Here is a 26,875-nt window from a genome sequence, read left to right on the forward strand (position 1 = left end):
CGCTTCATCGATGGTCTCGGTATCTGTCACTGGCGCAAATGCGGCAGGGGTGTCTAGTGTGAGTGATTGGCTACTTGCTTGATTGTCCTCGTCAGCGCTATTTTCATCAGTGTTGGTGTTTATGGTAACGTCAGCGGACTGAGTAGGGTGTGAGACACTCGCACTGTTAAAGCGTTGCATCGTCACGGAGCTTGGCTGAGTGATGATTTGCTCACTCAGTGCCAATACTGGTGCATGTACGCGGTCGTGTAATACTTGTTGGTAGCGTATCGCACCAACGTTTGCGCTGATGCCATCGCTATCGCTTGGAGAGGCTGTCGTGATAATGAGCTTTGGTGGGGAGTGTGCGTCCGTTTGTTCATGACGCAGATAGGCTGTCAGTCCTTGACGGGAAAGCCGCTCACAAATATGTGTCCAATCACTGATTTGCCATTGGGTCATGCGTGCTGGCGTCCAGCTAGCGTCTTCACTGCTGCTATCATCGACTGTTTCTATCTCTAAGGGTGCAGTGCGTTCTGCTACCATTGATTGTACCGATAAGTCAGTATCTATATGACAGCGTTTGTGTTGATGCAGGCGATAAGTAATGGGCTGTGCGAGCAGACGATAATAGCCGTAGCTGCCATCGTGATCCAGTTGATGTACGGCAGTCAGGTATAAGTGGCGGTAGTGTAGACCGCTCGGGGTATCAAAGCTCAAGGTAAGCGGGCTACCGATTAAGTCAGTGAGAGCGGTAAAGGGCGGGTGATGACGCTCATGAATATAGACTTGTAATACGTAAGTGTCGATACCGTGCTGCTGATGTTGATGATTACCATTGGGGTTTAACTGGGCAATGATATCGTCTTCACAAGACCCCTGAATCAGTTTGTGTTGCCACGCTTGATGAGTACTGATGTCTTGACGAGCACTCGGATAGAGGGCCTGTGTACTGCCTTCACTGGCATAGAGCCTGTCAGGGTGCATGGGCAGCACGGTGTTGGTTAAGCGTAGCATAGTTATGTCCCTATTCTTTGCGCAATGGCATCCTGTTTTTTTGAGAGCTGGCACCAACGCATAAGTGTTTGTCTGCCATTGTCATGCATACAGCCGTGCTATTCGGCGAGGGTAAATTCGATACGCCGATTACTAGTACGCCCTTCTTCGTTGTCGTTACTAGCGATGGGGTCTGCCTCCCCTTTACCTGTGGTACTGAGGCGTGTCGCATCGATGTTTCGACCGATGAGGTATTGTTTGACGGCTTCTGCACGTTTATTTGATAACACCAAGTTAAAACTGGGGTTGCCGACATTGTCTGTATGTCCAGTGATGATAACGGGCTTATCGCCAATCCGCTGCAACACGCCTGCCATGTCATCTAAGATACCAAGCCCCATGGGTGTTAGGGTGGTGCTACCTGTTTCAAATTCAACGATACGATTGCCTAAGGTGTCGTCGAGGAGACGTTGCTCCCCCTCTACAACGACCAGTTGATTGTCCAATTGGTAGAGATCCGTTAGACGCGTATGAATACGATTTTGAATCGCTTGTTTTTGTTCAAGGCTGTTCACCTTGCCATGTAAGCTAATGGTCGTACCATGAATGTCGATACGGCCTTGGCTAATATTAGAGATATCGCTATCAATGATGGCCGTGGCTATCTGTTGCCAGTTGGTTGGTATACTGATATTCGAGCGCACTTCGATCTCATCTCTGACCGTTTTATCAGGATACTGTGCTTTTAGCTTGTCGAGCAATTGTTGCTTGTCTGAGCTGGTAGCGACCACACCTTTGATGACGACAGGCGAGTCTTGTGCTGCAAAGACAGCCGCACTGATAGGAAATATCATCGCGGACACTAATAACAGTTTTTTTGAGTGACCAGCAAGCTTAGATGGTAATGTTTTGGAGAGGACTTTCATTGAAGTGCCTTTTAATCTTTATATTATTGAGCAGTTATTAAATACAGGGGTATGACAAATAGTATCCGTCAGTTAATTATGAACGACTATTGTGCCAAAAAAGTTTTTTTAAACAATTGCCTAGCATCATACAGGTAGAGGTTGTCTTGTAACAAGATTTTATTGAAGCGAGTTAGCCCAATATCCTCGTCAATATAGCCTTGTGTCCAGTCACTGTCAGCGATGACAACCCACTCTTCAGGATGACTATCCTTACTCTCTGATATTTGACTCAATATATGTCCATCAGGTTTCGTAAAGCTCAATAGCAGACGGTAGCAATTAGAAACACGGTAGAGGTAGGTATTCAGATAAAGCTGATGTGGTTGATAAAAACCACTGATCAAATCATGCCAAAAAGTCGCCATGTGTATCGAGTTTTCTCTATCAGAGGTGAGTGACCAGCAGATGGCTTTGTTCAGACCATGAAAGCCCTTAGTAAACGTTGGTAAAAACAACAGTCCAGTGGCGATAATTTGTTGTATCAGCTGCGACTTATCGATGTTCATCAATATGGCGATATCGTGTAGAGTCGTGGTATTGATAAAGTCATAGTAGTAAGTACTGGCACTGCTATTGATGGTGAGCTGGCTATGATTTAGATACTCCATCAGATCGGTATTGTCAGTCTTGGATTTGGCGATACTCAGGACTTCATAAGTATCATCCCAAAGCATTGACGACTTGACGGGCAAATAGTTCATCCAGTTTTTTGGTTTATCAGTATGCAATACCCCAAAACCTACCAGTGGATAGTTTCTATGGCTACTATCACGACTGGGAATCAGAACACCAGTGATAATTTCATTAGACCTAGTATCGATATGACTGAAATTCAAAAAAGCGATTTTATCGGTATTTACTTTATTTATCGGGCTTTCACTAAATATCTTTTCTGATACTGCTAGCGCTTGACTGACCCATTCGTCGATGGTGTTGGTCTCAGAGATATGAGCGCGCGCCCGCACAAAATCTCCACGAGCAGGCAGTTTGCCAAAATATACTAAAGGTAGAAACTCAGGAATCATGGTGTTTGCTCCTGCGTTTCAGTAGTGGTTGCATTAGTCGTCGTGGCAGTAGTAGCACCAGAGGCGTCAGTTTGTGCATTGTCACCGTCACTGGTATTGGCATTAGGCGTCAAGTTCAAGGCGTTGGGTGGCGTTGTAGGGGGTGTATTACTCTGCCCATTACTTGGCGCTGCCAAGTTGGTTGGTGAGTTGTTGGCAGGATTACTATTATTAGCAGCACTGCTATCAGAAACAGGAACGGCTGTACGAGTGACACCAAGAGCGATCACTTCATCAGGCAGTTTCATACCCGTAAATGGATTGGTTGCACGACCTCGACCAGTAGGGCTACCACTGATGATTCTAAAGCGTACAGAAATAGTAATGCCATCACCTGACCATGCCATTTCAAAGATATCGTCGCCAAGCTCAGTACGCCTTGCACTATTGATAAGGCGTTCTACACCGAAGCTACCGGCTTCTTCAAAGACAGTAAAGTCTCTGCCATCGTAATCTTTGGCGCGAATGCTGGCACCAGGTTGGCTGCTTGGGTTCGGCCATACAAAGGTCGTCCAAGCTTGGGTGCCCATACGATAGCGTAGCTGTTGACCATCAACCACAATCGTATATTCGGTCAAGCCGCTGACGGGTAATGGCATGATTTGGAAGGTGGTTTGATTGGCAGCGCCACTACCAGCAACGGTTCCAGCACTATTACTACCTGTATAGTTCGTAAAGTAACGACCAAAATCAGCGACAAACTGCGGGTTGAGGCCTAGGCCTGCTCCATTCCAAATCTTACTAGAGATTTGGTCACCACGGCGAATGATAAAAGGCGATAATGTCTCGTTGACAAATCGTGCCACGTAGCTATCTTCACCAAAGAACTGACCAATCTCAGCAGGCGTTGCCTCTAAGTTTGCATTGGCCGTAAATGGATATTTCTTTTCTAAATTATCGAGGAAAGGCTTACGTACTTGCGCTTTCCAGACTTTGTTAATTTCTGCTTTAGTGGGGGTTAGCAGCATATTGAATGAACGAGTCAGTGGTTCGCTTAATAAAGGGCGAACGAGCTGTTTTATTTCAGAATTGGCTTGACTCAATATTTGCTCATCTAATATCTGTAGAGATTTAGTCAGCTCTGACCCTTCAGGGCTCAAAGTTTGTGAGGCGAATAACAAGGCATCAGGGCCGATATCAGCACTACGTGCGATATTATTAAAGCGGGTTCTGATGTTTCCTAAACTGACTAAATAATTGTCTAATAACGACAAATCTTGGTTCTCTTCTCTTGGCGTCACCAACGTATGTATAGAGGAAAACTCTTGAGCAATCACACCTGAGCTTACTTGCGTTACAGGCGTGGCGGTATTAGGACTACTGCCGTTATTCAAGGCCGCTTCTGCTTGCCGCAGTTCAGCGGGGCTTTGACGTAGTATGGTTTGCTTAAACCAGTTAACGAATGAACGACGAGACTGACCACCATCCGCAGCCGCTTGATCGGTCGATTTGTTGTCCCACTGTGTTTGACGATCGACGGTCTCAAATAGTGTTTTTAATGGTGACTCTGTTGCATTAGACAGTTGATTCAATAAGACAGCATGATCGTCGAAGCCTTCACTATCACGCACATACACTTGTGATAAAAACCGCTTCCACTCGCTGATGTATTCTTGCTTATAACGGTTGACCAGATATTGCCGGATTTGTTCAGGGCTGCCTGTCAATGTAAGATCGTCTTGGCTGCTGGTTGCCAGTACCCAGTCATCTGCTACCACTCTAGTCGTGGCAGCTTTATCTATCTCATCACTGACAAAAGAGTCCCACGCTTGTTTGGTAAAGGTGCCTGAAATGACATAACTACCGAGCAGTGCTTCATTAGCCGTGTTTTGAGTAATTTGGGCGACTGTGACGGAGGGGAAGCGAGCTGCTGAGCGCATTTTAATCTCAGAGTAAACACGCTCACGAGCAGGCTGGCCTTTACTCACTTTTGATAAGTTGCTACGGGTTTTGTCTATCAATCCCAAATCATTTTGGATAAGCGGAAAAGCCGAATCATCGACATGGGTCAGGGTGAAGCTTAAGATACGTTCAGCTTGGCGAATCATTTTGTCACGTGGCATATCAGCGCGATTGGCTTCGAGCCAGTTACGCCAAAACCGTGTCATTTGATCACTTAAATGACTGGCCTCTAAATTGTCATGGTTGCCGAGCATGAGGTAAGCCTTGAGGGCACTATAAGCGTCTTCAACATCCGTAGGATCTGACTGAATATAGGCATCGTTGGTGGCCGTCTCAGACGTCTCATCGGTGGTCGACGTTTCTGTACGCACTTCTAGCTGATCAGCGTTGGTATTTACTTCTGTCAAGAACGTTTCTAGGTTTTGTTTTGTAGGCGCTAAGACAATGATGCTAATACCATTATAGTACTCTGCTAACAATTTTTGCTTAAGCTTATCACCTTGATAAAGACCAAAGCTCAAAGACAAAGGTTTGTCTTCTTCATAGCCTTCAAGCTGTTCAATTCGGCTTTGTAAAATAGTGAGTGACTCAAGCTGAGACTGCAGATCACCGTTCGCGTTTTTTTGTAGCGCTGCGACTTGTTGTAAGTCCGCTATCACGCGCTCAGTGAGCTGTTTATTATTGGCATATGACCATGTCCAAAGGCCGACAGCTGCACACAGTGTAACGACGGCAGCCAGCGTTGCTAGCGCACGATGGCTGCGCTTATGTCGGTTTTTGTGCTGCTTGACCAAATGCTTGTCTTTTAAAATGACTTTTGAAAATAAGTCTTGTAAAAAATAAGGCTTATCTGCGACTTCTTGCTGCGCATTGAGCGGTATCGCTGGCAGGTGCAAGCCGTAGTTTTGTACCATTTGCAGTGTCATTTGACTGCTGACTTGCCCATCTTGTAAAGCACTGGTGAAGTAAAAGCCACGCAATATAGGCTTAAACTGAAAAGGGTTGTCTTCAAACAGCGCATGCATTAGCGTTCGTATCATCGGACGTAATGACTGAAACTCCATGGGGAACGTCATCAGGCTGGGAGACACCGTGCGCTGATGGCGTAGGGACAGTTTGGTGGTACTCAAGTCTTTTAGGCCGTTGACCAATACACCAAAATGCTCTTCGAACACATCAGTGATATTGATGTTTTCTGGGTCTTCAGGGTAGGGGATGGTCGCGCCCCATACTTGACTACGCTCTTCTTGCTCATAGTCATTAAAGAAATCACGAAAGCCTGAAATCAAATCCATCTTGGTAAAGACCACATAAACAGGTGCATAGACTTCTAACTGTTCGGTTAGATCCTGTACACGGCTACGTAAATTTTTAGCCAAGTCCAATGCATAGCTTGGGTCATTTTTGGTGAGTTCAGCGATACTGACTGCGATGATGATTCCGTTAATGGGTGCTTTGGGTCGGTTCTTTTTGAGCAAGCTTAAAAAAGACAACCATTCTGAGCGATCTTCTTCATAAACAGAGTATCGTCCTGCGGTATCAAGCAAAATGCCTTCAGTCGAAAAAAACCAATCGCAGTTACGTGTACCGCCGACGCCTTTAACAGATAATTTATTACCCTGTTCCATAAACGGAAATTTTAAGCCAGAGTGTAGTACGGCCGAGCTTTTCCCTGCCGCTGGATTACCAATCACCATATACCACGGTAGCTCGTATAATGCCGCTTTACCTGTTTGATCGCCTATCTTTGATTTGCGAATGGTCTTGATGGCATCTTGCATTTGCTGACGCAACGCTTGTACTTCTTGAGCGTTTTCATCTTTGGCCATATGCAGACTGTCTTCACTGCGGCTCTCATCATTACCATTATCTTCCACCAAGTTCGCCAGATCATCTGAGGCCTTTTTGCGTTTTTTCCACAGATAATAGGCAAGCACTCCTAACACTGTGCATGTGATTAGCATGCCAATGATTATGAGAAAGGTTTTAATAGCCACATAGTCATATAGCAAGACTAGAGCGACTATGATCCCCAACGTAAATAATACTCTTGGGTTATAGATAAGATGAAAAAACCTTGAAAACATGCGTGCTACCTAGTGTGAACTTAAGATAATAAAACGAGTATTTACAACGACGAGTACTTACCACGATAAGGTGCTATCAATAACTATGACTCAGAGGCTTGAGACAAGCCTGCCGACCAAAGCATAGAGCAGCTCTTATGTTGAGTAATCAAAAATATACAATCTGACTCTTGTCGGTCTTCTTTGGCTAAGTCAACAAACAATGATAGGCTAATGAATGGCCTCAACCAATTATTCAATGGCATATAATGCCCTAAATGATGTTCATTTACTAGAGCGCCTTGTGCTATAAATGCGTCAAGAAAGCTCATGTACACAGATATGTCGTACGGTTGGGTTGACGGATTAATGTCTGAGATAGCGATAATGTCGCTATCTAATAGTGCAACATTAGTTTTGGAATTATGGTCAGCTGATTTCGTTTTAGGTTTTTCGGCAAGTTTGTCATCCGTTTTTTGTACGGTTGTATTGGTCGGTGACAGTGACAGCGTATTGTCTATCAGTAGGTTTTTGATAGTGGTGAGGTGATTAAGATAGTGACGTTTGTTATTCAGACGTTCAGTGGCAAGAATCTTATGATCCCTATCGCTCGCTTTGGGGTCAGGGGTACACACTTCGGTCAATAAAATACTAGTATTGGCGTCGATATGGGTTACATCTTGAGCGGCCTGATTAAAGAATACCAACAGCGTACCAGCCTCGGTAGGAACGATATTGGCGGTTTGATTGGAATACAGATGATCGTCCAACCATTCATCACTAATCTGTGAATCTGCAATGAGCATTAGGCACAGGTCAGGGGTCACTGATTGTGCCAACGATATCAGACGTTTATTTATAAATTCAGCAGGCTCATAAATCGTTGTATCATCCGCTAAAGTGTCTGCTACGTTATTGCTGTCAGCCGTAATTAGCGTAATAGAGAGCGATGTTTCAGCAATGCCATAAGTTGCTAACTGTTCTTTTATTATCGCTATCAAAAATGCTGTATCGGCGCTGGCAGGTACGCATAAATAAATAGGCAGACTGGATAAATAGCCAGCAGGGTTGGCGGTCATCGCCTCATTGTTGTTCTCTTTATCGGTTGATTCGTTGGCACTCACCAAATAATGTTGTTGCCATTCAGGATGAATATGGATGGCTGAGTTGCCCTGAGTGGCGTCTTGCTGATGTTGGTGGAAGTGTTCGGCGAGGGCAGACAAGACCTCTTCGCTCAGAACAAGCTGCTCATAAATCAATGAGCATAGACGTAAGGTCGTGTCATTTAACGCTGCTATACCGTCTGTATGCATATCATCTTCATCAAATGTCTCGTCATCAAAACCTGAGACGTCATCAGACAGAGCTTTATAGGGTAGTGATGCGGCATCGGTGAGCCTAGTGATTGGTTTTACCAGTATTGGCATGCCATCGAAGTCTGTTAGCTCATCACTCAATACGGTCAGATCGTCTTCATTGTCAATGACGTCAGACCAACTGTCTCCTTCTGGCAGGCAGACACGGCTATATATAAATAGCTGATAAGTATCGGGCGGCTTAATGGTTTCTATTTCATCTGCTGTGTCACCGCTCTCAGGCGTATTGTTTGTTTGCTTATCCAGCCTTTTTTGCCACCATAATAGCGCCATAATAGCGCCAAGGAATAACAAAGGGATGGCCACAAACCACAGTAATAAACCAGAGGAAGTCAGATGTCGTGCATTGTCCTTAAAGTACATCCAGACCAAAATGAGATATAACACTAAGAGTATGACTAAAGCAGATCGGCCGTATGACAGTATTTTTTTTGCGCCCACTTATCTAAACTCCCTATTTGTTGAGTTGTTATGGTCGTTATTACCAGATAGCCAAAATTTCCATCCCGAATTTTATGGTATTTGTAGGCTTAATTCTACTTTATTCCATGAATTTGTTTGACTTATTTGTCATTCAATGGCGACAAGAGAAAATGTCTTAAATAGTTTTTAAACGGTAAAAATCTATAAGTGATCAGGTCTGTAGTAGTGGTTAAGCAGGATGTGCTAATGCAATTGTCTTTTAAAACGATTGGCAAGCGACGTGATTGAGCGCCATAAATAAAAAATTAGCGTAATTAAGTTAGCTTTCTTTTAAATGGTGATGATTTGTCTATATAATACTTGCGAAATATTATTTATCAACGCCTGTTTATTTTTTTGTTTTCATCCTCCCAATAATCGCTGCCGCTTGCCTATGATTTACTTGACTGTGTCTGTCTTTACATTGCTCTCCATCCTCATGATTATCATGCTCTTTGATAGACAGCTATGTGGGCGACTGTTAGACAAAGTGGCTGTTTATTTCCAGCGATTTTCTGGCCTAAAAATCAAACGTTTATGGATGAGATTGTTAGAAAAACCATTTCGCTCTCGTCACCAGCAAGGCACTCGAACCAAACGATTTAGTCATTTTATTTCGCGTATGGACCTCTCTCGTATCCCAGTCATATCCGCATTGTCGATATTGATTGTCATCGCAACCATTGGGCTGTGTTACGCGCTGATTACCAGTCATTCTCTTGAGGTGTATCATGCAAGAGATACGCTATCTGGTACTGAGAATGCGCAAATCAGTCAGCTATTAATAGGAGAGCGTCTGCGTCCGCCATCGTCGCCGCCAGAGGAGCTATTTGCTGAACTAGAAGCTGAGGTTGCAAGCTATCAAGCCAATAAAATAGAGAAAGGCTATTGGCCAGAATCTCAGACGAATGTGCCTCAGATTGACAGACCGCTAATGCTACCTGAACCTGACTTGTCTGATTTAAACACTCAAGACCATAGCACTGGTTATTCAGGCGACATGTTGGCTTCACATCTCAATAACGGTCATATCAATATCAAAAATGCTGACCGTAATTGGAAAAAAATGAATTCAGATTTTGTTCAACGGCTGTTGACTGTGTATAAGGTAATGAGTGATCAGTATGGCTACGATATGGTTCTCTTAGAAGGCTATCGTAGCCCTGCTAGGCAGGCAAGACTATTGAAAAAAGGGACTCACGTAACAAAGGCGGGTTCATATAAGAGCTATCATCAGTTTGGTTTAGCAGGAGATAGTGCCTTTATTAGAAATGGGAAGATTGTCATTAGTGAAAAGGATCCTTGGGCGATGCGAGGCTATAAATTATATGGTAAAGTAGCCAAATCTGCTGGACTTGTGTGGGGTGGTGATTGGCGTATGATGGATCTCGGGCATGTTGAGCTGCGTAAAAAAGGGGTGCTCGGTCGCCCAGAAATGGCAGAAATTTTGACCAGTCAATAATGACAATAAGATTTTAAGGTAAATTGAAAATATGGACAGATGTATGACGTTGCCGACAGCATTGATAGCCACTGCCTGTTTGCTAAGTGGCGCACTCACAGGATGTAGCACTGATAGATTTAGTCAGTCAAATGATAACGCCTCTGCCATGGCTGGCGAGTCGGGTATTGGTGATAAGATAAAAAACATCATAAGCCGTGATAATGATGATTTGCAGGATCTCAAAGGTCAATTAGAGAAGCAGCAACAACAGCTAGAGACTATGCTTGCCGAGCAGCAGGCATTACAACAGCAACTAAAACGTCAGCAGATTGTATTGACCATTAAACCATCTGCCAACGCCAATGCTGGACGGGCAACGCAGGGGACAGCAAGTACGGCTTATGTGGCGTTTTTGGAAGAAGAAAGCGAATTCGCGGATATTGAAGCGTTGGCCGCGAAAGAGGTCAGTGTTGTTCCCAATCGTGAGAGTACGCTGACATTAAATATTCCACAAGATGCCCGTTTTATGGCGGTAAAAGTGGGATTAAGATATACCAAAAAGCGCTCACAGTTTCTGATTCCAATCACTAGTCTCAATTTTGATACGCCGCTTACTCTGAATATTGGCGCATGTGATGTGAGCGTTGTCGCAGGCATCAATCCAGAGCAGGCACCCACATTTACGACCAAACTTAAATATTATCAGCAGCCGCTAGCCAGCTGTTCGTAGGAGATTGTCTTGAGTAAACATAGGGTATTATGGGGAGAGGGGTTGTTTTTGCGACCTCAGCATTTTCAGATTCAAGATACTTATCATGATTCACAGCGAGCATTGGGTATGATGCTGGCGCATCCTTATGCATATGGGATATCTGATGTGCAGATTGATAAGCAACTTTTGGAAAGTAATTTATTAAGTTTTCAAAGTATTTATGCGGTATTGCCAGATGGCACCATATATCAAGCGCCTCGCACCGATGCCTTGCCAAAAGCCATCACGTTGGATACTCAGGACAATGGTGACGACGTTTTTGTATTTTTGAGCTTAGAAATTGTTCATAGTGGTGGCAGCAATATACAGACTGATCATAGCGACAATCCGGCGCGCTATGTGAAAGGCGTTGTTGAGTCACAAGACTTATATAGTCAAGCAGCAGAAGCAACCATTGATGTTATCAAACTATCGCCAAGTCTACAGCTGAGCCACTCTGCACAAGCTCCTAGCCAAGATACGGTATCGTTATTGCTTGTTAAGCTAATACGTACTACTCAGGGCATCTATCAAGTGGATGATGACTATATCGTACCGAGTGTGCATATTACGAGCAACGCTGCGCTTGTTGGTCATGTCTATCGTTTGATGACCATGATTAATACTAAGTCTACGTCATTGTATGACCATCATCGTCAATCTAATAATGATCTACTGGAATTTCGCTCCTCAGACATTGCTTCTTTTTGGCTACTGCATACGCTAAATACCGCATACTCTCAATTAAGTCACCTATATCATAATGCCAAATTGCATCCAGAGCGGCTTTATGAAGCGTTATTAAATGTGGCCAGTCAGTTAGCCACTTTTAGCTCATTATATAAAGTAGGTGATTTGCCTTCTTATCATCATGCTAACGCCAATGAGTCGTTTGTGAGTATTATCTCGATCATTCGTGAGCTACTCAATACCGTTATCGCGAGTAACTTTATCTCAATTCCGTTACGTCAAAATAAGCCTTCTTATTATACAGGCGAGCTCAGTAGTGACAAGATCACGCGTGGCTCACAGCTATATCTGTCTGTGAGTTCATCGCTGCCGATGCATGAGCTAATCGATATCGTGCCGCGCCGCTTTAAGGTTGCGACGCCTGACTCAGTAGAAAAACGTGTCTTGTCCGCACTTCCAGGTTCGCCTGTTTCACATGTCACGCAAGTACCGAGTGCGATACCTGTGAGGCCAGGCTTTAGCTACTTCACTATTGAACCGGTGGGTGAGTTGTATGACGAAATGCTCAAGTCTGAATTTATCTGTATCTATGTACCAAATGGTTTTGATGATTTGAAGATAGAGCTGATGGCTATCGTACAGTAGTTTATATAGTCGCTATAGTCGATTCAATTTAAAAGTAGTACAAGGCAACCGAGTGTAGATGTATACGTGATACTTCAAGCGAGGTTAACGCTGTAATACTTTTATAGTGGAATGACTATATTATCGTTTTAGGACCAGTAAACGTTACATAAGGTCATTGGACTTAACGATTATCTATGTGGTTAATCCAGCATAAAAGTGGTACATAATGTTTTACTGGGATAAATTTTCCTCACTGGCTGCTCGCAAGCGTGACAGAGGCTGCAAAAATTCATCCCAGTATTCGCAAAATAATAAGCATTAGGAACAATCATGTCAGGGAATAATTCAATGGGTTCTGCGCCGTCGCTATTAGATTCAGGTGAGGTAGCATCAAAAGTCCCAGCAACAGGTCTTGAACAACGTATCAGTAGCCAGTCACTGATTGATATTATGTACGACGGCTTTTATTTGGTGTTCTTATTGCGCAATCATTATTTCAGCACTGAGCCAAGTAAATTTCGTCAAAAAATATATGACTTTCTAGATAAATTCGAGATTAATGCGCGAAAGAAAGGATTTCTGTCAGAAGATATCCATGAGGCTAAGTACGCTTATTGTGCCTTGATCGATGAAACCATTATGACGTCGCAAGAGCCAGAGTTTCAAACGCTGAAAGACTCTTGGGAGCTAAATCCTTTACAATTGGATTTGTTTGGCTCGCAAATTGCGGGTAATGAGTTTTTTGAGCGTCTAGATGGGCTGCGTGAGCAAGGAGAAAAACGTCTACCTGCTTTGGAAGTCTACCACTATGCAATGCTGCTTGGCTTTCAGGGAAAATACCGTTTAGAAGCGCCAGAAAAAATCCGCTATCTTATCTCACGCTTAGGTGATGAAATTGAGCATTTACGCGGTAATAAGAATGAGTTTTCACCGTTTTGGGCAATTCCAGATCAAATCAAGCACACGCTTACCAGCGAAACACCGCTATGGATCATACTCGCAGTCATGGCAGTATTATTGACCGCGATATTTGCAACCATGTGGCAATTTACCAATAGCTTCTCAGATGATCAGCTTTCAGCATATAACAATGTGATTCAAGAAAACAAAGAGCAGGCTCATATTTCGATTTTCTTACCTTAGTGACAGTTATGCCGTGGTAAGTATTTAGAAGCTCTGAATTGGTTCTACGATCAGACAGTAATATAAGAAGGGCATTAGGGTCTGTTGAACATTCAAATATTAGGGCTGCTGATTGCTAAAATTGCACCAAATTAGGCGCAAGCCGACGATAATGTCGAGACCTTAACTAGGATTGCAACAACGTTTGGGGTGATTTTAGCATCAGCCTTTCAGGGCAGTACTATTTTCTGCCAATATATGGCGAAATTGTTTAACCTAGAATGACTAGGCATCAAAAATTTCACGGCATATTGTCTAAAAAATAGTGACTGCCAGCACCACATTTGAATGTTCAACAGACCCTAGTCTTTTAAAGCGACTTAGTCGATAAATGATTGCTGATTAGATCGACCATATAAGGCTGATAATACTCTGGAATATCGTGTGCCATGCCTTCGATTAGATGGAACGTGGCATTGGGAATGGTCTTGGCAACGACTCGGCCTTGTGATGCAGGAATTAAGCCATCAGCGCTGCCATGCAGTACGATAGTGGGTGCTTTGACTTGCTTGCTAAATCGACTGATAGAGCCTGATGCCAAGATAGCATTGAGCTGCTGCACCGTACCAAGCGGATGAAAATTGCGTTGATAGCGAATTTTGGCAATTTCACGCACCATACGCACATTGACATGACCAGGTGTGCCAACGGTCTTCATAAACCACACGCTGTGACGCACGATATCACGCTCAGAATGACTTTCTGGTCGATTGATAAGGGTATATAGCTGTTTGGGCTTGGGTGGCTTTAAAAACGCACGATTGGTCGTGGTAAACATAAGCGCCATTCGCTGCACCAAACTTGGATAACGTGCGGCCACGATTTGGGCAATCATACCGCCCATCGAAGCCCCAAGCAGATGGGTTTTACCCAGTTTGAGTGCCTTAATCAAACGTACAGTGTCTTCAGCCATATCCGTCAAGTTATAAGCAACCTGCGTGCTCTTATTAGACAGACCAGTCTGTAGACGTACCATCATCTTGAGCTGGCTGATACGCGGTAAGCCCTCTATCTGTACTTTAGAGGACAAACCAATATCACGATTATCAAAACGAATCACAAAAAAACCAGCATCGATAAAGCGCTTCACAAAATTGTCTGGCCAAAATATCATTTGTGAGCCTAGCCCCATAATCATCAGCAGTGGCGGATTATTGGGATTGCCGCCAGCCTCGACGCACAGCTCGATACCATCACCGATGTCAATCATCGCTTGACGAAGGTGTTTACTCAAATCGGAGTCGCGCCATTGATGCTCCCCAAACTTGCGCCACTCAGGAGTAGGGTAGTTATTCAGATGATTTTCTAGGTCGTTATCTAGAGCTTCAGGCAATTTGGCACTATTGATGTCATTTGATTTTGTCATGAAGTGTCCTAATTAGAGGGTCATCTATTACAGCTCAAGCATCTCAAAATCAAGCTTGCCGACACCGCACTCAGGGCAGGTCCAGTCATCAGGGATGTCATCCCATTTGGTACCAGGTGCGATACCTTCTTCAGGGCAGCCGAGTGCCTCATCATATATCCAGCCGCAGACAATACATTCATAACGTTTCATAAATAGTCCTATCGATCATTACCAGTATTACAGTTACAGCGTGCTATAAACGCTCATGTTTAAAACTACAGTCCCTAGTTACAGCCATTATATTAGACTGCAAAAGCGCACGTAGTTTAGCATATAACCGCAATTTTCATAGTTAAGTTTACACTTGTATATTGAGATGAGTTATCTTTTATCAAGATAACCCTCTGCGTTATCTTGCTATGCCTGATGGCAATGTGGGCCACCAGTCTGCTATACGAAAGTCAGCTATGCTATAATAATCGCCGCGAAATTTACAATATCATTCATCATTTACCACTGATATATGACTATTCAGTTATTATTTAAGCCATATAAGCTAAGGGTTATCCTGAGTATGAATGCCACCACATCCACCACCAACAATGAGACGCCTCCTATGCTCAATACTGACCATCCGTTTTGGCAAGTTATTCGAACAGTACCAGACTTTCCAAAAGCGGGCATTGATTTTTATGATATTACCCCGTTACTGCGTAGTCATGTTGATGCGGTCATCGATGCGCTGCTCGCAGCATTGCCAGAAGGGCTTATGGATGAGGTAGATTGTTTGGGCGCTGTTGAAGCACGTGGTTTTGTGTTTGCAAGTATGCTGGCAGGTCGTTTGGGCAAAGGGATGATTTTGCTACGTAAACCGGGTAAGCTGCCACCACCTGTTGCCAACAAAGCCTATGCTTTAGAGTATGGTAAAGACACGCTTGAGATGCAAAACAATCTACCACCTGAGCGTGTGCTATTGGTTGACGATATCTTGGCGACTGGTGGTACGCTGACGACCGCTTATGAGCTGTGTCAATCAGCAGACCATACCGTGGTCGGTGCGTTAGTATTATTAGATCTGGTTGATTTACATGGTGAGTTTCCAGTCCCTGTTTATACGGTACTAAAAGCTTAAAATAGATCGTTAGAACGTTGTTAAAATTTTAAATCGTTCTGATAAAAAAGCGCCCTGATACTATGTCAGGGCGCTTTTTTTGATGATGTCTTGAGGACATGCCTAGGGCGTGTCCTCCATTAGCACCTTGATACATTTAGTGGCCTCAAAATGGCTAAATTTTGTCAAACATCGTCAGAAATCTTGTCAATATGTTCATATTTACGGCGAGTGCTTCCTTGTTTGTCTGTCATTTTTCTCATTTTAAGCCCCACAATCTAAATGATGACACGGCCTAGTTCGTCCAGTTATCACTCTCTTCGTCTTGTTTGGCACTCTTACATACTTGTTCTATCAGCGTACGACCAATTGTTTTTGGTGTGGTGATTTTAAAGTCTTTTGTGGTCAAAATAGGCTTTTTTGATTGCCAAGACTTTGTGACTTTATTGTCAGAGTCGTAATTGACGTAAGCTCGTCTATAGTAACTGGCGTCTTTGCATGAAATCAGTAATTGTTGCTCACTATGATGAATGCGATTTTCTTGCCATTTGTTTGATGCGTCATTTTTCGGGTAGGTTCTAAGCATCGATACGGTAATATTTTCGACGTCTTTTTCGTCTATGATACTGATATCAGAGCTTTCAATAGAATCCAAATCTATACTAAACATTGATCCAGATCGGCTCTCTGACACCTCTACCCAGTTGACTGCATGGGCGCTGATCGCTAAAGCACTGCCTGCCAATAATATTGATAGCCGTTTCATACTTAAGCCTTGCTTCTTGTCATTTTAAGTAGGTCATAATAGCCAACTTGCTATTAGTAGGCAAATATCTTTTGTTTGAGGCCCGTATGAGTCGTGCTTGGCATTATTGCCCGCGAATGGCTGCCAGTGTCTTGGCCAGCTCGTCACGTGCCCCAATGAAGCCATCAATACCTTTGGGTAACAAGTCCTGTGTGACAGTGTCTTGTTGATAGGCGGTACTAAACTCCTCTTGCGTCAAGCTCACTCGGGCCATGTCTGCGATATCCAGTGACATGCTAGGGGATAGTTGTTGTATCACCTCCGTGTCCATCGCGGCCAGCTCATCAATCAGATTGGGAGCAATCGTCAGTAGATCACAACCTGCTAATGCCAAAATTTGCTCAGTTGAGCGAAAGCTGGCACCCATCACTTGTGTCTGATAGTCATGCTGTTTGTAATATTGGTAAATGCGTTTCACTGACTGCACGCCCATGTCATCAGAAGCTGGCACGTTTTGACGATTTTGCTGGCGTTTTTGCCAATCTAAAATACGCCCAACGAAAGGCGATATCAGGGTCACGCCAGCGTCCGCACAGGCGATCGCTTGATGCTGTCCAAATAACAAGGTTAAATTGCAATGAATATTTTGGGTTTCAAGATAGCGTGCGGCCTCGATGCCTTGCCAAGTCGCCGCCATTTTGATCAATACTCGTTCTGAGTCGACCCCCGCTTTTTGATAAGCCTCCATAAAGGCCAAGGCCTTGTCGATTGTCGCTTGCGTGTCATAAGACAAACGAGCGTCCACTTCGGTAGAGACTCGGCCATCAATCAGTTCCAAAATATCACAGCCAACTTGAATGGTCAGCGCGTCAATCACGGCATCTATGTCACCGTTATAATGGCTCATCGTTTCTGACAGTATGCCTTGATTGTCAGGGTGAATCATGGCCTTGGTGATAAGGCTGGGATTGGTGGTTGCATCGATAGGTTTTAAACGTGCAATGGCAGAAAGGTCGCCAGTATCAGCAACGATGGTGGTCATGGTGCGTAGCTGTTGTAAAGCGCTCATCAGGTATCCTTTTTCTTATTGATAGTGTGGTGCTCCTCTTATATTTAGCAGGGTAGGGAGCTGCACTGAAACTGTAACACAGTTTTGAGCATGTGTTTCTCCATAGTTGTGCCATGCATCGATGTTATATGGCTTAACTGTGCTAGTATTAGGCCGTGTTCTCATTTTTAGAATTGAGAGCACGGCCTAATAAAAATTGGCATATTTATACGCATTTACGAATGGGCACTGACCTTAGTTTTTGTTATAGTAGAACCGGCTATATATCGACCTGCTGTATTTAGCAGTCAATATGGCATTAGCACCAAATAACACTAGCCGTTCAAGATGATTTGGGTATATGAAAAGCGGGTGAAGGTACTACAGACAGTAGACTGAATGAGCTTGATACCGTAGTCGAATTATCTGAAACTGACGACAGTAATATTCAATAACAGTAATATCTAATAGTGATAAAATCTAAAAAGGATGGGCGGTAATGAGCGAGCAGTCACCAGATCAAACCATGGATAATCTAAATCAAACCACCGCAGGCGCTAACGATACCGCAACTGAAAAAGAGTTTTTAGACAATATTCGCCAAAATATTGATGCAGTAGACTGCGAAATCCAAACGTTAATAAACAACCGTGCAAAGCTGGCTCAACAAGTGGCGGCAGTCAAGAAAAACCATATTGCTAATAGCTCGGCGACCGAAAGTAGCAATCCTATTTTTTATCGTCCTGAGCGCGAAGCGCAAGTGCTAAAAGCTGTCATGGCGCGTAACGCGGGTCCAATCGCTGACGAAAAGATGGCGCGTTTGTTCCGTGAAATCATGTCAGTTTGCTTGGATTTAGAAGCGCCGCAACGCATTGCATTCTTGGGGCCTGTTGGCACCTTTACACATGCTGCCGCGCTCAAGCATTTTGGCAAGGCTGCTGATACGGTACCGATGACGACCATTACTGATGTGTTCCGTGAAGTGGAAGCGGGTACAGCGATGTATGGTGTGGTACCTGTTGAAAACTCTTCAGAAGGTGTGGTCAACCATACTTTAGATGGCTTTTTATCGTCTACCTTAAAGATTATTGGTGAAGTTGAGCTGCCGATTCATCAGAACTTCTTGGTCGCTGAACACACTAAGGTAGAGGCGCTAAGCCGTATCTATTCTCATCAGCAGTCACTTGCTCAGTGCCGTCATTGGCTCGATGTAAACTTCCCGAATGTTGAACGCGTTGCAGTATCAAGTAATGGTGAAGCGGCCCGTCGCCTCAAAAATGAGTGGCACTCAGCTGCGATCGCAGGTGATGTAGCGGCGGCAGAGTATGACCTACACAAGCTCTACTCAAACATCGAAGACAACCCAAGCAATACCACACGTTTCCTCATCATTGGTCATGAAGCGATTGCGCCATCAGGACAAGATAAAACCTCTATCGTCGTCTCAGCGCATGATAAAGCAGGTGCATTGATCGAAATCTTAAAGCCTTTGTCATATCACGGCGTATCGATGACCAGTATTGAGACGCGCCCTGAGCGTCCTAATAAGTGGGCATATGTATTCTTTATCGATATGAACGGTCATATCAACGATCCAAACGTCAGCGCAGCCATCAACGATATCCGCCCGTTAGTGAAGGATTTACGCGTGTTGGGCTCATATCCAAAAGCGGTGCTATAAACAGCATAAGCGCTCTCGTTATACGCTATTGTCTTTAAGCTACTTTCTTTAAGCTATTGCCTTTAAGTCATAGCGTATAACAAATTGCCACCACTAAAATCCACAGGCTTAACCCATAATAGGTGCGTTCTCACATCTAAGGATAAATCATGCAATCATCTCAGTCGATAGAGTCAAGCTTGTCACCGCTTGTACCTGCCTATGCCAGTATTTTATCATTAGCACCTTATCAGGCCGGTAAGCCAATTGAAGAGTTGACGCGTGAGTATGGCATCTCAGACGTGGTAAAACTTGCCAGTAACGAAAACCCAGTAGGGTGCTCACCGCAAGTCACGCTAGCGATTACTGAGCAGTTGAGTCAGCTGGCGCGTTATCCTGATGGCAATGGTTATTACCTTAAGCAAGCATTGGCTGATTTTAATGATGTGAATGTCGACCAAATCACCTTGGGCAATGGCTCTGATGATTTACTGGATATTTTGGCTCGTAGTTTTGTTGGTGCTGATGCTGCCATGGTTTATAGTCAGTATGCTTTTATCGTGTATCCGATGTTGGCAAAAATGCAAGGTGCATTGGGTGTAGAAGTGCCAGCGCAGCGTTTTGGTCACGATCTAAAAGCGATGAGCCAAGCGGTTCAGGACAACCCACATACTAAGATGGTGTTTATTGCCAATCCTAATAACCCAACAGGTACTCAGCTTGCGCATAAAGAGTTGCATGCGTTTGTGGCGAGTGTGCCAAGCTCAGTCTTGGTGGTGCTAGATGAAGCCTATATCGAATACAGCCCTGAAAGTAACAATCGGGCGCTGATCGACGAGTTTGATAATGTCGTCATCGTCCGTACTTTCTCCAAAGCGTATGGATTGGCTGGCTTGCGTGTGGGTTATGCACTTAGCTCAGTCGCTGTTGCTGATCTACTGAACCGTATTCGTCAGCCATTTAACGTCAGCCGTGTTGGTCTGGCGGCTGCGGCGGCTGCCCTTGCTGATCAAGATTTTATCAAAAAAACACGTCTAATAAATGATGAGCAAATGCGCTGGTTAGAGAAACAGTTTGATGCATTAGGACTGGGTTTTATCAAGTCGCATGCCAATTTTATTATGGTAGAAATAAAAGTTGAGATGGAAGACATAACCGCTGCTTCTATTCATGACGCGTTATTGAAGCAGGGCGTTATTGTTCGTCCTTTAGATGGTTATGGCTTGCCTAACTGGTTGCGGATTACCGTAGGACTGGCAGAAGATAATATGCGTTTGATTGATACACTGCGTTCAATCTTGACTGACGATTAATGATTAATGACACGCCCTAACCCTTAATTTTATAACAAGAACGTGAGTTTTTTCGAAACTGATATATCTAAACGGACGTTAATTTGTTCAATGAGAAAAGCCGTGAATAGCCAAAAAGACAGTCAACAAAATAATAAAAAATCGCTTACCAATACCCAGATGCCACCTTTTAAGCAAGTTTGTGTCATTGGACTTGGACTAATCGGTGCCAGTCTTGCTCAAGCCATCAAAGATAATGGTCTCAGTGAGCGTTTGGTCGCTGTTGATAGACACGCGCCAAGCATCGAGGAGGCCATTCAACATGGCTTATTAGACGCAGGCAGTTCAGCATTAAGTGATGTGGTCACGGGTAGTGATTTAATAGTTATCGCTGTGCCAGTACAGGCTGTGCGAGCAGTGTTTGTCGATATCAAAACCGCGATGGATAACGGCCAACTGGCGACTGATTGCATTATTAGTGATGTTTGTAGTACCAAGGTCAATATCATCGATGCCGCCAAATCGGTGTTTGGTTCGCTACCGACAGGACTGGTGCCAGCGCATCCGATTGCTGGCGCTGAGAATTCAGGATATCATGCCAGACGTGCCACTCTATTTGCCAACCATAGCGTTATTATCTGTGAGCTGCCGACGACCAGTATCGTCGCGATAGGTAAGCTACGATGGTTATGGGAAGCAGTGGGTGCCAGCGTGATGGCAATGGAAGCCGAGCATCACGATTCGATTTTAGCGCATACCAGTCATTTGCCGCATTTGCTTGCTTTTAATCTGGTTGAGCAGTTAGCCAGTCATGATGATAATTTGGATATGTTTCGTTATGCAGCGGGTGGGTTCCGTGATTTCAGCCGCATTGCTGCCAGCGATCCTAAAATGTGGCACGATATATTTTTTGCCAACGAAAGCGCGATTGTTAGCGCCCTTGATGAGTATGGCGTCTATCTACAGACCATGCGTCAGCTTATCATTGATAAAGATTCAACCGCCCTGATGGGACTTTTAGGCCGAGCGCAAGCCGCACGGCGACATTTTGGCCATATGTTAGCCAGCACCCCTTATACGGATACTTCTGCCATGTCAGCATCTTATAATATTACCCCTAGCAATACCGTTTCAGGCACCATTACCATTCCTGGTGACAAGTCTATCTCTCATCGCAGTATCATGCTTGGCAGCCTTGCAACAGGTGTCACGCATGTCACTGGGTTTTTGGAAGGGGAAGATGCACTTGCGACCTTGCAAGCATTTCGTGACATGGGTGTGACGATTGAAGGACCTGATAACGGCAACTTGACCATTCATGGTGTCGGTATGAATGGACTCAAACCAAGCAAGACACCTTTATACATGGGTAACTCAGGCACCAGTATGCGTCTGCTATCGGGTATCTTGGCGGCACAATCATTTGATAGCGTATTGACAGGGGATACCAGTTTAAACAAACGTCCGATGGAACGTGTGGCTGCACCACTTCGCGCCATGGGTGCTGTGATTCAAAGCACAGGTCATAGTGGTACGGCACCACTTAGCATCACTGGTCGTGATACGGTCGGTAAGCCGCTGCAAGGTGCTGAATACGATATGCCAGTAGCGTCTGCACAGGTCAAGTCTTGCTTATTGCTGGCGGGACTGTGGAGCGAGGGCACAACGATTGTCATTCAACCTGAAGTCAGCCGCGACCATACCGAGCGTATGCTGTCAGCCTTTGGTTATCCAGTGACAGTAGAAGGCAATCGTATCAGTGTCACAGGTGGTGGTCAGCTAACGGGTGGCGATATCGCCGTGCCTGCTGATATCTCCTCTGCGGCATTCTTTATGGTCGCTGCTGCAATTAGCCAAGGGAGCGAGTTGACCTTGACGCAGGTGGGTATCAATCCTACCCGCACGGGTATCATCGATATCCTAAAGCTGATGCAAGCCGATATTAGCCTAAGTAATGAAACGCATGTTGGTGGTGAACCAGTCGCTGATATTACGATTCGTGGTTCAAACCTAGTGGGTATTGAGATACCAGAGCATCTCGTACCGTTGGCGATTGATGAGTTCCCAGTATTGTTTATCGCTGCTAGCTGTGCAAAAGGCCGTACGGTATTGACCGGAGCCAAAGAGTTGCGTGTTAAAGAATCTGATCGTATTGCGGTCATGGCTGAAGGGTTGCACACTCTCGGTATTGATTGTACCGTGACGGATGATGGACTAATTATTGAGGGTCAAGGTACAGAAAGTGAGAACGGCGAAGTCAATAATAGCCAGCCTGTATTCGGTGGTGGTCACATTATCTCGCACCATGACCACCGTATTGCCATGAGTTTCGCTGTTGCTAGTTTGCGTGCGTCTGAGCAGATCACTATCGAAGGGGTGGAGACCGTTAACACCAGCTTCCCAGGATTTGCAGAATTGGCCAATCATATTGGTATGTCTATCCAAGTTGATAGCACTAATGCCTAGTATGATTATTGATTGAGCTTTACGTAAAATAGTTTTTTAAAACAGCGCTTATCGTTAGCAATGTGTTGATGCCCAAACTGGTATCAACGCATTGCTTTTTTACTTTTTACCTTATCTGTAGTAACCCTGCGCACCTGCTTCTATGTTTATATGATTGATAGAAGTAGGTGAGATCGCGCTTTGCTCTAACAAGTTGTATTGTATTATGACCACCCAAAATATTGTCAAAAAACCCGTAGTTCCTATCAAAACGACGAGAAGCGGTATCATCACTGCGCTTATCGCTTTTTGTATCTGGGGTGCTTTTCCCCTTTATTTCAAACAACTGGCTGCCTATAATGCGACAGAAATTATCGGTCATCGCATTGTTTGGACGTTTACGTGCTTGCTCATCGTAGTGGTCGTGACCAAGCGCTGGCAATGGATAGATACGCTGAAGCAAAATCCAAAATGGATCGCATTAACTTTTATATCAGGCATTATCATTGCGACGAACTGGCTCACGTATGTCTGGGCGGTCAATCATGACCGTATCCTTGAGGCAAGTTTGGGCTACTTTATTGGCCCGCTCGTTGGCGTTGCGCTATCGATGATTTTGTTCAAAGAGCGCTTGCGGCCTTTGCAATGGGTGGCGATTGGTTTTGCGCTGTTATCTGTCGTCATTCAAGTGGTTATGATTGGAAGTTTACCGTGGCTATCGCTCATTCTTGCCTTTAGTTTCAGTACTTATGGTACGATTCAGCGCCAAACGCCACTCACACCTGTCGATGCGATGTTTATCGAAACCACGATGCTTGTCCCTATTTTTCTTTGGTGGTTTTGGCAATCGGATGTGGTCAGTAGCCAGTTGAGTTTTTGGTTTACGTCGGATATTTGGCTGTTAATGATTGCGGGGCCTATTACACTGATACCATTATTGCTATTTAATAAATCGACTAAGCTGGTCGCGTTTAGTATTTTAAGCTTTATGAATTATCTGACCCCGACCTTTATTTTCTTTTTGGCTGTGTTCTATTATAAAGAGCCATTTGATTTACATCGTTTAGCGGTCTTTGGCTTGATTTGGCTGGGTCTGTTATTATTCAGCATTGATTTATGGCGTCATCGCCCTAGTAAGGCATTAAAAGCGGCACGTTTGCGTGAAGAAGCACTGCAGCAAACCAAATAAAAAACTGAGTTTAAAACTCTAATTAAACATTTAGCAAGCAAGGATGAGAGCATGTTTCATACTGAATCTGATGTGGTATTTGTAAAAGGCTTAAAAGTAGAGGCTGTCATTGGTGTTTACGCGTGGGAGCGGGCGATTACGCAACCGCTACTGATTGATATCGCGCTGGAAACGGATATTAGCGCTGCTGCTGTGTCAGATGATGTCGATGATGCACTGAACTATAAAGCAGTCTGTGATGATGTCAGCGAGTGGTGTAAAGAGATTAAAGCGAAACTGCTTGAGCATTTGGCAGGTCAAATTGCTGACAAGCTACTCACAAAATACGCCTGTCATAAAATTACGTTGAGCGTTGCTAAGCCAACTGCTATTGCACAAGCGGATGCAGTTGGGGTGCAAATCACGCGCTATGCATCAGCGTCAACAGACAAGCTAGCTACTAAAGAAGCGGCTAAAGAAGCTAATAATAGCCAATCTGATGATGCATAAAATGTCAGTTGAGCTGAATTTAGAAACGCTAAAACAATGCCTGCCTGAACAGCTGCAAATGCAGTCTGTGACGGCGGTGATGTTGGCATTGGGCAGTAATTACCAAGCCGATAAGCACTTGCCACGTATTCGTAAGGATTTAGCAGCCCTAGGCGAGATACAGTTATCAACACCGTTTCAGAACCCTGACTTTACAGCGACTATCGAGCTACCAAAACCTGATTATACCAATCAGTGTGTCTATTTACATTTGGCCAAACCTGCGACATTACAACAGTTGCAAGTGTTGTTTAAGCAGATGGAAGGCGAGTGTGGTAGAGAACGTTTGGCAGTAGCAAAAACGTCAGTCAAAAAAGTTACGATGGATATCGATATTCTGTTGATAGAAGTAGTTACTGATAAAAATAGCCTAAGCAAAAATTCGTTTTCTGATCACAAGTCCAAATGGCTAATTATGGCGGATCGCTATCCATTTAAAGCGCATGAACGCGCAGGGGTTGAGGAGTTAATGTCGGATCATCTCTAATTTACTGGCTTATTACCCGTACTTTCGTGGTTAGTGCCTGCCAGATTCTTCTTGCTTGAAAATCCTCGTTTTTTAAAACAATGTCAATTTCATCTGTTTAGTAATCGCAAACTAAAAAACTATACACGTATATAAACAATTGTTAGTATTGGTTACTAATTATCTCTGAAATACTACCGTTTATGCGAAAAATAAATAATTTCTTGAATAAAAAAATAATCAAGAGTTTAGTAGCAATAATCATTATATCTACTTTACCTGCCTGCGATAAATCCCCTTCCGAGCACCTTCAAGGCCTTACCGAAGACAAATACCCTGTGGCAAATATGCCAAATGAACCGTTAGAAACCCCACTTGAGATTAACATCGAACCCAAGCGCTTAGCCATGACCAGCTCATGGAGCGCAGGGGTGAAAGACGATGGGACGCTTTGGACATGGGGTACAGATGGTTTACTGCGTGATACCAAGACAGGACAAGACCCAACGCCTAGGCAAGTCGAGGGTGTCAATGATGCGGTGGCTGTGTCAGGTGATGGGAGTCATATGTTATTACTCCGTAAAGATGGCACTGTATGGGGCTGGGGTAGCAACAGATATGGAGAGGTAGACCCTAATGATGACGACACCTTTATTGAAGAATTGAGGCAGATTAAAGGGATTAGTGATGTTGTGGATATAGAAGCTGATACATATGCATCCATTTTTTTGACTAAAGAGTCAAAGGTCTATTATTTAGGTAGCAATCAGTGGCACATTCTTAAGAATGTTGATAAGGATAAACTTGACGCTCCATTTAAAATATCAGGTTTGAAAGATATTAGCCGTATTGAAGGAAGCTCGGGGTATATATTGGCACTGAATACACAAGGTGAGCTCATGACTACATATTGCATAAAAAATGCAGTCAAAGTGTTTGATTCTGACAGCAATGAAATATGTAATATTCCTTTTGAAAAGAAGGTTGTGGATTTTGCACAAGGTGTAGCAGATTTTGCTTTGCTTGAAGATGGATCTGTTTGGAGTTGGGGGCAAAACTTTAATGGTGAAGCTGCTCAAGGTAAAACTAATGGAGAAATTGATATTCCAACAAGAATAAAAGGTCTATCAAAAGTGACAAATATTTCTAGCTTTGCTGCTAATACCTTAGATGGCCAATTATATACATGGGGGCACTATTTAATAGGTGAAAGTCCAGAGCCAATGGCCTCGTCTATGAGACGACTTCATGAACCTATACTAATAAAGAATGATATAGAAGTTTCAAGCTTTTCCAGTAATGCTTATATCGCAGGTTTTACTACAAAAAACGGTGGTGTCTGGTTTTGGGAAGGTAACAGATCAGGTCAACGAGGTACTGGAGAAGTGGTCGATACATTCTATGAAGAATATGTGTTTACTCCTGAAAAATCACTTTTTACATTGAATTAAATAGCATTAATTACTAGGGCGTGTCCTCAATTCAAACGAGTGTCCTCTAAATGGGCTAAAAACAGCTAAATTTTGCCAAACATCG

The 26,875-nt window shown here is 43.9% G+C and carries 21 protein-coding genes; 12 read left to right on the top strand and 9 right to left on the bottom strand.

Annotated elements, in window-relative coordinates:
• The 5 genes from QL982_RS10460 to QL982_RS10480 form a co-directional block, all read right to left on the bottom strand.
• The coding region (locus QL982_RS10460) for a contractile injection system protein, VgrG/Pvc8 family (protein WP_290190305.1) at positions 1–996 on the bottom strand (996 nt) is incomplete at its 3' end.
• Positions 997–1,094: 98 nt separating this feature from the next.
• Positions 1,095–1,901 (bottom strand): OmpA family protein, encoded by an 807-nt coding sequence (locus tag QL982_RS10465; RefSeq protein WP_290164820.1) that lies wholly within the window; start codon positions 1,899–1,901, stop codon positions 1,095–1,097.
• A gap of 86 nt (positions 1,902–1,987) precedes the next feature.
• On the bottom strand, positions 1,988–2,968 hold the full coding sequence (tagF, locus tag QL982_RS10470; protein WP_290164819.1) for a type VI secretion system-associated protein TagF: 981 nt from the start codon (positions 2,966–2,968) through the stop codon (positions 1,988–1,990).
• Complete coding sequence (tssM, locus tag QL982_RS10475; RefSeq protein ID WP_290164818.1) at positions 2,965–6,996, bottom strand: type VI secretion system membrane subunit TssM; 4,032 nt, start codon at positions 6,994–6,996, stop codon at positions 2,965–2,967. Before tssM ends, tagF begins: the two co-directional genes overlap by 4 nt.
• Before the next feature lie 83 nt (positions 6,997–7,079).
• On the bottom strand, positions 7,080–8,792 hold the full coding sequence (locus tag QL982_RS10480; protein WP_290164817.1) for a hypothetical protein: 1,713 nt from the start codon (positions 8,790–8,792) through the stop codon (positions 7,080–7,082).
• A gap of 415 nt (positions 8,793–9,207) precedes the next feature.
• Between QL982_RS10480 and QL982_RS10485 the strand changes: the two genes are divergently transcribed.
• The 4 genes from QL982_RS10485 to icmH all read left to right on the top strand — a co-directional run bounded on the left by QL982_RS10485 (position 9,208) and on the right by icmH (position 13,468).
• Complete coding sequence (locus tag QL982_RS10485; protein WP_290164816.1) at positions 9,208–10,275, top strand: M15 family metallopeptidase; 1,068 nt, start codon at positions 9,208–9,210, stop codon at positions 10,273–10,275.
• A 43-nt stretch (positions 10,276–10,318) separates the two neighbouring features.
• Positions 10,319–10,987 (top strand): hypothetical protein, encoded by a 669-nt coding sequence (locus QL982_RS10490; protein WP_290164815.1) that lies wholly within the window; start codon positions 10,319–10,321, stop codon positions 10,985–10,987.
• 9 nt (positions 10,988–10,996) lie between these two features.
• On the top strand, positions 10,997–12,343 hold the full coding sequence (gene tssK / locus QL982_RS10495) for a type VI secretion system baseplate subunit TssK (RefSeq protein WP_290164814.1): 1,347 nt from the start codon (positions 10,997–10,999) through the stop codon (positions 12,341–12,343).
• A 312-nt stretch (positions 12,344–12,655) separates the two neighbouring features.
• The gene (gene icmH, locus QL982_RS10500) at positions 12,656–13,468 is read left to right on the top strand and encodes a type IVB secretion system protein IcmH/DotU (protein ID WP_290164813.1); all 813 of its coding nucleotides are present in this window, start codon (positions 12,656–12,658) and stop codon (positions 13,466–13,468) included.
• Between the two features lie 349 nt (positions 13,469–13,817).
• On the opposite strand, the gene QL982_RS10505 is transcribed toward icmH, so the two are convergent.
• Positions 13,818–14,873 (bottom strand): alpha/beta hydrolase, encoded by a 1,056-nt coding sequence (locus tag QL982_RS10505; RefSeq protein WP_290163908.1) that lies wholly within the window; start codon positions 14,871–14,873, stop codon positions 13,818–13,820.
• 27 nt (positions 14,874–14,900) lie between these two features.
• The gene (locus QL982_RS10510) at positions 14,901–15,065 is read right to left on the bottom strand and encodes a rubredoxin (RefSeq protein WP_011280463.1); all 165 of its coding nucleotides are present in this window, start codon (positions 15,063–15,065) and stop codon (positions 14,901–14,903) included.
• A gap of 364 nt (positions 15,066–15,429) precedes the next feature.
• On the opposite strand from QL982_RS10510, the gene QL982_RS10515 reads away from it, so the two are divergent.
• Positions 15,430–15,987, top strand: a complete 558-nt coding sequence (locus QL982_RS10515) for an adenine phosphoribosyltransferase (RefSeq protein WP_290163912.1) — start codon at positions 15,430–15,432, stop codon at positions 15,985–15,987.
• A 274-nt stretch (positions 15,988–16,261) separates the two neighbouring features.
• On the opposite strand, the gene QL982_RS10520 is transcribed toward QL982_RS10515, so the two are convergent.
• Both QL982_RS10520 and QL982_RS10525 read right to left on the bottom strand, forming a co-directional pair.
• Positions 16,262–16,732, bottom strand: coding sequence for a hypothetical protein (locus QL982_RS10520; protein WP_290163914.1), 471 nt, complete (start codon positions 16,730–16,732; stop codon positions 16,262–16,264).
• Between the two features lie 103 nt (positions 16,733–16,835).
• The gene (locus QL982_RS10525; protein WP_290163916.1) at positions 16,836–17,780 is read right to left on the bottom strand and encodes a transaldolase; all 945 of its coding nucleotides are present in this window, start codon (positions 17,778–17,780) and stop codon (positions 16,836–16,838) included.
• A 478-nt stretch (positions 17,781–18,258) separates the two neighbouring features.
• Between QL982_RS10525 and pheA the strand changes: the two genes are divergently transcribed.
• From pheA to QL982_RS10560, 7 genes are all read left to right on the top strand, one after another.
• Entirely contained in the window at positions 18,259–19,440 is a 1,182-nt protein-coding gene (pheA, locus tag QL982_RS10530; protein ID WP_290163918.1) for a prephenate dehydratase, read from the top strand.
• 149 nt (positions 19,441–19,589) lie between these two features.
• Positions 19,590–20,732: a histidinol-phosphate transaminase gene (hisC, locus tag QL982_RS10535; RefSeq protein WP_290163920.1), complete on the top strand. Its 1,143-nt coding sequence runs from the start codon at positions 19,590–19,592 to the stop codon at positions 20,730–20,732.
• Positions 20,733–20,891: 159 nt separating this feature from the next.
• Entirely contained in the window at positions 20,892–23,177 is a 2,286-nt protein-coding gene (locus tag QL982_RS10540) for a bifunctional prephenate dehydrogenase/3-phosphoshikimate 1-carboxyvinyltransferase (protein WP_290163930.1), read from the top strand.
• Positions 23,178–23,382: 205 nt separating this feature from the next.
• A complete protein-coding gene (gene rarD / locus QL982_RS10545) occupies positions 23,383–24,345 on the top strand; it encodes an EamA family transporter RarD (protein WP_290163922.1) in 963 nt (320 codons plus the stop codon).
• A gap of 51 nt (positions 24,346–24,396) precedes the next feature.
• Positions 24,397–24,834, top strand: coding sequence for a dihydroneopterin aldolase (folB, locus tag QL982_RS10550; RefSeq protein ID WP_290163924.1), 438 nt, complete (start codon positions 24,397–24,399; stop codon positions 24,832–24,834).
• 1 nt (position 24,835) lies between these two features.
• Positions 24,836–25,360 carry a 2-amino-4-hydroxy-6-hydroxymethyldihydropteridine diphosphokinase gene (locus tag QL982_RS10555; RefSeq protein ID WP_290163926.1) on the top strand — a complete coding sequence of 175 codons (525 nt, stop codon included), beginning with the start codon at positions 24,836–24,838 and terminating at the stop codon, positions 25,358–25,360.
• Between the two features lie 182 nt (positions 25,361–25,542).
• On the top strand, positions 25,543–26,790 hold the full coding sequence (locus QL982_RS10560; RefSeq protein ID WP_290190306.1) for a hypothetical protein: 1,248 nt from the start codon (positions 25,543–25,545) through the stop codon (positions 26,788–26,790).
• Positions 26,791–26,875 lie beyond the last annotated feature (85 nt).

Origin of the sequence: Psychrobacter sp. 5A.1, from assembly GCF_030407455.1 — a bacterium.
GTDB lineage: Bacteria > Pseudomonadota > Gammaproteobacteria > Pseudomonadales > Moraxellaceae > Psychrobacter.